This is a genomic window from Bacillus mobilis (assembly GCF_001884045.1).
GTDB lineage: Bacteria > Bacillota > Bacilli > Bacillales > Bacillaceae_G > Bacillus_A > Bacillus_A mobilis.
The window spans coordinates 23,136-30,517 of sequence record NZ_MACF01000139.1; the positions used below are offsets into that span (position 1 = coordinate 23,136).

The 7,382-nt window shown below is 38.1% G+C and carries 8 protein-coding genes; 1 reads left to right on the forward strand and 7 read right to left on the reverse strand.

Annotation, left to right across the window (positions count from 1 at the left end; all coding sequences use genetic code 11):
* Window positions 1-60: 60 nt before the first annotated feature.
* The 3 genes from murA to spo0F form a co-directional block, all read right to left on the reverse strand.
* Window positions 61-1,350, reverse strand: a complete 1,290-nt coding sequence (gene murA / locus BAQ44_RS27120) for a UDP-N-acetylglucosamine 1-carboxyvinyltransferase (protein ID WP_000413265.1) — start codon at window positions 1,348-1,350, stop codon at window positions 61-63.
* Window positions 1,351-1,683: 333 nt separating this feature from the next.
* Window positions 1,684-2,541, reverse strand: coding sequence for a class II fructose-bisphosphate aldolase (locus BAQ44_RS27125; RefSeq protein WP_063262339.1), 858 nt, complete (start codon window positions 2,539-2,541; stop codon window positions 1,684-1,686).
* 211 nt (window positions 2,542-2,752) lie between these two features.
* Window positions 2,753-3,121: a sporulation initiation phosphotransferase Spo0F gene (spo0F, locus tag BAQ44_RS27130; RefSeq protein WP_000398592.1), complete on the reverse strand. Its 369-nt coding sequence runs from the start codon at window positions 3,119-3,121 to the stop codon at window positions 2,753-2,755.
* A gap of 200 nt (window positions 3,122-3,321) precedes the next feature.
* On the opposite strand from spo0F, the gene BAQ44_RS27135 reads away from it, so the two are divergent.
* On the forward strand, window positions 3,322-3,846 hold the full coding sequence (locus BAQ44_RS27135) for a DUF2529 domain-containing protein (RefSeq protein ID WP_061680030.1): 525 nt from the start codon (window positions 3,322-3,324) through the stop codon (window positions 3,844-3,846).
* Between the two features lie 31 nt (window positions 3,847-3,877).
* Here the strand turns inward: BAQ44_RS27135 and pyrG are convergent, their stop codons facing one another.
* The 4 genes from pyrG to BAQ44_RS27155 all read right to left on the reverse strand — a co-directional run.
* The gene (pyrG, locus tag BAQ44_RS27140; protein WP_000170443.1) at window positions 3,878-5,485 is read right to left on the reverse strand and encodes a CTP synthase; all 1,608 of its coding nucleotides are present in this window, start codon (window positions 5,483-5,485) and stop codon (window positions 3,878-3,880) included.
* Between the two features lie 257 nt (window positions 5,486-5,742).
* Complete coding sequence (gene rpoE, locus BAQ44_RS27145; RefSeq protein ID WP_061680031.1) at window positions 5,743-6,273, reverse strand: DNA-directed RNA polymerase subunit delta; 531 nt, start codon at window positions 6,271-6,273, stop codon at window positions 5,743-5,745.
* 154 nt (window positions 6,274-6,427) lie between these two features.
* Window positions 6,428-7,057 (reverse strand): TetR/AcrR family transcriptional regulator, encoded by a 630-nt coding sequence (locus BAQ44_RS27150; RefSeq protein ID WP_000238598.1) that lies wholly within the window; start codon window positions 7,055-7,057, stop codon window positions 6,428-6,430.
* Between the two features lie 66 nt (window positions 7,058-7,123).
* Window positions 7,124-7,382: acyl-CoA dehydrogenase family protein (locus BAQ44_RS27155; RefSeq protein ID WP_282957304.1), on the reverse strand; the 259-nt coding region annotated here is incomplete at its 5' end.

A 7,382-nucleotide genomic window follows, 5' to 3' on the forward strand; every position in this document is an offset into this window, starting at 1 on the left:
CTCTACAAAGTATACTTCCGCAAGTAGTGATGCTTCGCTTCCCCCTTGCGGAAGTATCACTTATGCGTTCTTCATCTCTTCAATTTCTTGACTTGTCATTTGTTCTCGCCAAATGTTTGCGCCAAGACCTTTAAGCTTGTCTACTATATTTTCATACCCTCGATCAATATGCTCAAGTCCGGTTACTTCTGTAATTCCATCCGCCATTAATCCTGCAATAACAAGGGCCGCTCCAGCTCGCAAATCACTCGCTTTCACTTTTGCACCTTGCAATAAAACAGGACCAGTTACAATTGCCGAACGACCTTCTACTTTAATTTGTGCATTCATACGACGTAACTCATCAATGTGTTTAAAGCGTGCGCCGTAAATCGTATCCGTTACAACACCTGTTCCGTGCGCCTTTGTTAAAAGTGTCGTAAATGGTTGTTGTAAATCTGTTGGGAATCCTGGATATACAAGCGTTTTTATATCAACTACTTTTAACCTTCTATTACCGTTCACTGTAATTTGGTCATCGTTCGTTTCAACTTGGACACCAGCTTCTCTTAACTTCGCTGTAACTGACTCTAAATGTTGAGGAATAACATTATCAACCGTTACTTCTCCTCCTGATGCAGCTCCTAAAATCATATACGTACCCGCTTCAATACGATCCGGAATGATCGTGTGATGACAACCGTGCAGTGAATCCACACCATCAATTCGGATTACATCTGTGCCAGCACCTTTAATACGTGCACCCATGCTTGTTAACAATGTAGCTACATCAATAATCTCTGGTTCTTTCGCTGCATTTTCAATAACAGTTCTACCCTTCGCTCGCACAGCTGCCAGCATAATATTAATCGTAGCTCCTACACTAACAACATCTAAATAAATACGTGCACCACGCAATTCATCTGCTCTTAAATAAATCGCACCCTGTTCATTCGTAACATGTGCACCTAACGCTTCAAATCCTTTAATATGCTGATCAATCGGCCTCGGTCCTAAATGACATCCACCTGGAAGCCCAATAACAGCTTTTTTAAAACGGCCAAGCATCGCACCCATTAAATAATAAGAAGCACGCAATTTTTTCACTTTTCCATTTGGTAAAGGCATTGCAACCATGTTAGAAGGATCGACTACCATCTCTTCCTCCTGTCCATAAGTTACCCTTCCTCCAATTTCCTCTAGCAAGTCTCCTAACATTTTCACGTCCGAAATATTAGGGACACCACCAATAGTTACTGGAGTATCTGCTAAAATTGTCGCTGGAATTAGTGCAACGGCGCTGTTCTTTGCACCACTCACTCGAATTGTTCCATTTAAAGCTCTTCCGCCTTCAATTAGCAATTTTTCCATATTGAGCTCCCTTCTTGTGAATGTACTTACTTTCTATATCTTTATAGAAAGCTCCCCTTAAGAATCTCAATCACTCTTTCCACCCTAACACTCAATAAATAGGAAACCATTATCTTCATTTCTCCTGTAGTACGACTAGATAAAGATTAACTATTCATCGAATTTACTTTATCAATTTAGATACGTTATCACATTTATTTAATAGGACTATGCACATTATTTTCTACTTCAAAAACAAAATGATAAAAATCTTTAGACTTGTTCACGCTTTCATTATACAACGAAAGGAAACCGTCTAAAAGACTAGACGGTTTCCAAAACGGAATTTTATTCTTACGCTTTACCGTTAGAACCGAATTCACGCATTTTACCAGCAACAGTTGCTTTAATAGCGTCGCGGCCAGGTCCAATAAATTTACGAGGATCGTAAACTTCTTGGTCTTTGCTTAATACTTCACGAACAGCTTTTGTAAACTCGATTTGGTTCTCAGTGTTTACGTTAATTTTTGAAGTACCTAAAGAGATAGCTTTTACGATATCAGCAGTTGGGATACCAGTACCACCGTGTAATACTAAAGGTACGCCAGTGAAGTCACGAACTTGTTCCATTTCAGCGAATCCTAAGTTAGGCTCACCTTTGTAAGGACCGTGTACAGAACCTAAAGCTGGAGCTAGGCAATCGATACCTGTTGCTTCAACAAGGTGCTTACACTCTGCTGGGTCAGCGTAAATTACGCCTTCAGCGATGATGTCGTCTTCTTGTCCGCCAACTGTTCCAAGCTCAGCTTCAACAGATACGTTACGAGCGTGTGCGTATTCTACTACTTTTTTAGTAGTTTCAACGTTTTCTTCGAATGGGTGGTGAGAAGCGTCGATCATTACAGATGTGAAACCTGCATCGATTGCTTCTTTACATTTTTCGAAGCTTGAACCATGGTCAAGGTGAATCGCTACAGGAACAGTGATGTTCATTTCTTCGATTAAAGCTTTAACCATAGCTACAACTGTTTTGAAACCAGTCATATGACGAGCTGCACCCTCAGATACACCTAGGATTACAGGAGATTTTTCTTCTTCCGCAGCAGCTAAGATAGCTTGAGTCCACTCTAAGTTGTTCATGTTGAATTGACCAACTGCGTATTTTCCTTCTAGTGCTGTGTTTAGCATTTCTTTCATAGAAACTAAAGGCATGGTGAATCCTCCTAAAAAACGTTTTTTGTATCCGATAAGTTCTTATCGCTGGTAGTATGACCAGAATAAGGTAAAATATGTATATTTACATACCGGACTTTTTTCTACACTCAATAGGATAACAACTTGTACTCAAAAACTCAACCGTATTCACCTGCTCAATAGTCCATGTAAACGCTTTTTTCCATATTTTTTATAAAAAATTCATTTTTTACGCCTCTACAGCAAGCTGATCTCTCACTGCTTGACGAATTTCATCAATATCAAACGGTTTAGCAAAGTGCATTAAAGCTCCTAAATCTTTTGCTTCTTGGATCATATCAAGCTCTCCATAAGCAGTCATTAAAATTACTTTAATACTCTCATCAATTTCCTTTACATGTTTTAAAATCTCTATACCATCCATACCTGGAATTTTCATATCTAACACTACTAAATCTGGATTATCTTTTTTCACGATATCTAAAGCTTGAAATCCATTTGCTGCTTGGAATGTCTGATAACCTTCTTTTTGGAACACTTCATGTAATAACACACGAATGCCATATTGATCATCAACGATTAAAATTTTCCCTTCCATAACTCCCAACCTTTCTGTGTAAGTACAAGATTTAAAGCTTCTTATATCTTAACGATTAATTTTCGCTATTCTTTGGCAAATTCCTTCCTATTCTTTCTTATTTTACCGTTTCCTATTTTGTTACGCCACCTTCGATTTCACCTTTCTAAAAAAATACACTATAATGAAAGCCGGTAAACACGTACGAAGGGAGTAACATTATGTTAAAAATTTTTTCAACTCAATTAAGTGGTTATTTCTCCAGAGTTTCTCAAAAAGAGGAAATGAATATAGAAGATAGCGCCCGTCTACTTGCTCAAGCATTAGTTGGCGATGGTTTCATTTATTTACATGGTACAAATGAAATGGAGGGCGTTGTTGCCGAAGCTTTATCCGGTGCTGAACCAATGAAGCAAGCAAAACGATTATTTGAAAATGGTAAAGAAGTAGAAGTAACTTCTGCAGATCGTGTACTTCTTATTAGCCGTTTTTCAACAGATGAAGAAGTTGTCGCAATGGCAAAAAAACTTCAAGCAAATGGACACTCTATTGTCGGTATCTCTGCTATTCAAGAAGGTACTGAATCGCTAGAACAATATACAGATGTACATATTGATACAAAGCTGTTAAAAGGTCTTATTCCAGATGATGAAGGCAATCGCTACGGATTCCCAAGTTTAATGATAGCTTTATTTGCATATCATGGGATCAAATTTACAATCGATGAAATGTTAAATGAATATTAAAAAAAGCGCCCTATTTCAGGCGCTTTTTTTATTACTTGCTCTCTTTATTCGTAATAGAAGCTCTTACGAAGTCATGGAACAATGGTTGTGGACGGTTTGGACGAGAAACTAGTTCTGGGTGGAACTGTGCTGCCACGAACCAAGGGTGATCTTTTAATTCAATGATTTCAACTAGACGGCCGTCTGGGCTTGTACCAGAGAATACAAATCCTTCTTTTTCCATATCCGGACGGAATTGATTGTTGAACTCATAACGATGACGATGACGCTCATATACAACCGGCTCATTGTAAGCACTGTAAGCATTTGTTTCTTCAGCAAGCTTACATGGGTATAGGCCAAGACGAAGTGTACCACCTAAGTCTTCTACATCTTTTTGTTCTGGTAATAAGTCAATGATTGCATAAGGTGTGTCAGGATTAATTTCAGAAGAGTTAGCTCCCTCTAATCCTAATACGTTACGTGCAAATTCGATTGATGCAAGTTGCATACCTAAGCAAATTCCTAAGAATGGTACTTTGTTTTCACGAGCATATTGAATTGCAACGATTTTACCTTCTACACCACGATCTCCGAATCCACCAGGTACAAGGATACCATCTGTGTCGCCAACTAATTCTTGTACGTTCTCTGGTGTTACGTGTTCAGCATTTACCCATTTCACTTCTACATCTGTGTCGAATGAATAACCCGCATGACGAAGTGCTTCTACAACAGAAATGTATGCATCTTGAAGCTCTACGTATTTACCAACAAGAGCAATTTTTGTTTTCTTAGAAAGGTTACGTACTTTATCAACTAGCGCAGTCCACTCTGTCATATCTGCAGCTGGATTGTCTAATTTTAAGTGATCGCAAACGATTTGATCCATATTTTGCTCTTGAAGAGATAATGGAACCGCATATAAAGTATCTGCATCGCGTGCTTCGATAACTGCTTTTGTATCAATGTCACAGAATAATGCAAGCTTGTCTTTCATATCTTGAGAAACAGGTAATTCTGTACGAACAACGATAATATTTGGTTGAATACCTAAGCTACGAAGCTCTTTAACGCTATGTTGCGTTGGTTTTGTTTTCATTTCACCCGCTGCTTTTAAGTACGGGATTAACGTACAGTGAATGTACATTACATTGTCACGACCGATGTCGCTCTTAATTTGACGGATTGCTTCTAAGAATGGTAGAGACTCGATGTCACCAACAGTTCCACCAATTTCTGTAATAACAACGTCCGCGTTTGTTTCGCGACCAGAACGGTATACACGCTCTTTAATTTCGTTAGTAATGTGAGGAATAACTTGAACTGTTCCTCCTAGGTATTCACCACGACGCTCTTTTTGAAGAACTGAAGAGTAAATTTTACCTGTTGTTACGTTGCTGTATTTGTTTAAGTTGATGTCGATGAAACGCTCATAGTGACCAAGGTCTAAGTCAGTTTCTGCACCATCATCTGTTACGAATACCTCACCGTGTTGGTATGGGCTCATAGTCCCTGGGTCTACGTTAATGTATGGATCAAACTTTTGAATCGTTACGTTTAAACCACGATTTTTTAAAAGTCTTCCTAGAGATGCTGCTGTAATACCTTTTCCTAAAGACGATACTACACCGCCTGTTACAAAAATATACTTAGTCATGAAAAAGCTCCCTCCTATTTTGCTGTTATATAATCACCGTTGCAAAGCGCAACGTATGTAGATAACACTGTATCCATCTTATTGTTAGACTCTTTTTATTTTCTAAACAAAAAACAAAAAAGAAAATTGCTCCCCTCATCACAAAAAGTAATAAGTAGGGAGCAATTTTCTTTTATATTTACACTTTAAAAGTATTATCGTCCTTTTTTAAAGAGCCCAAAAATGATTCTACATGGACGATAATGAAAAGTCAAGAACTACAGTTCTTCCTCTTCTTCTTCTTCAGTTTCATCGTACTCAAGTTCTTCTTCGGCGAAGTCATCGTCATCATCTTCATCTAAATCATCAAGATCTTCGTCATCTCCGTCTTCTTCTTCAAGAACCTTGTCCAAATCTTCTACCTCTTCGTCTTCTTCATTTCCGTCTGCATCGTCGAAGTCTTCATCTTCTTCAATGTAGTCGTCAAAACCGTCTTCTTCAACTTTACGTTTCTTCTTCGGTTTTGGTTGAGGCAAGATTTCTTCATCAATTTGCTCATATGGGTACCAGCTGCGTAGCCCCCAACGATTTTCTCCTAAATTAATGAAACGTCCATCGATGTTTAAATCTGTATAAAATTGTGCGAGTTTCGCATTAACTTGCTCTTGAGATAGTCCCAGCACTTGAGCGATTTCTTGAACCAACTCGTTGAATGTCGTTGCTTGTCTTTTATCCCCTAAAACGCTATGTACAACTTCAATCATTGAACATTCTTTTAGCTCTTCTGGTGAATATTGCTTAAAATTCACTTATGCGGCACTTCCTTTCTTCAAATATAACCTTATATATAACGGTCTGCTTAAAAAAATCCATACTATTCATTATAAACAAAAGTCGCACAAATATGCTACAAAAAAAACGGGAAACTTTAATATGGTAATAAAATTATAATTTGTCTATTCTTTATTTCGGAAACATATGCGCTCCTTGCAGTACATACCTAATTTGCATTTCTGTATATTCTTCAAGCGTATACAGTTTTTGCAGGGCCCAACGTCTAAATCCCCACATTTGTCCTTGTATGAAAATGTTATGTGCAAGAAGCTGTATCTCTTTTTTATTTAATGTAAATGTCCCATTTTCTGTGCACTGCTCTAAAATATTCTCAAACATTCCGACCATTTGAAACTCTTTTTCTAATACGTACGGGAGTGATTCTTTCGGTAAAAAACGTACCTCTTGATACATTATTAATACTTCTTCCTGCAATTCGTCCATCACTTTAAAGTAATTCGTTATTGCTATCTTTAAACTTTCTATACTCCCTTTTTCTGTACACACTACTTCCTCTAATCTTTCTTTTACATGTTCATAAATACTATCACAAACTAAATATAAAACATCATCTTTTGTACGAATGTACTCATAAAGTGTTCCAATACTAAACCCAGCCGCCTTCGCAATCTCTCTCGTTGTTGTACGTGGGAACCCTTTTTGCTTAAATAATTGCACCGCACCTTTAATCATTTGTTCACGTCTTAACGCAACTAATTTTTCATCTTTCACGGACGCATGCACATTATGTTTAACCATCCCCTTCACCTCTCTCTATTATTTTTTGGAAGGAAAAAGCGTAGGAAAATACCTACGCTTTCGTTCCTACTTCGTTAACATACGAGAAATTACAAGCCTTTGGATTTCTTGTGTTCCCTCATATATTTGTGTAATCTTTGCATCGCGCATATAACGCTCTACTGGATAATCTTTCGTATAACCGTAACCACCAAATACTTGTACCGCTTCAGTCGTCACCTTCATCGCTGTATCGCCTGCAAATACTTTTGACATCGCTGACTCTTTCCCGTACGGAAGCCCTTCCGATTCAAGCCAAGCCGCTTGGTATGTTAGAAGACGCGCC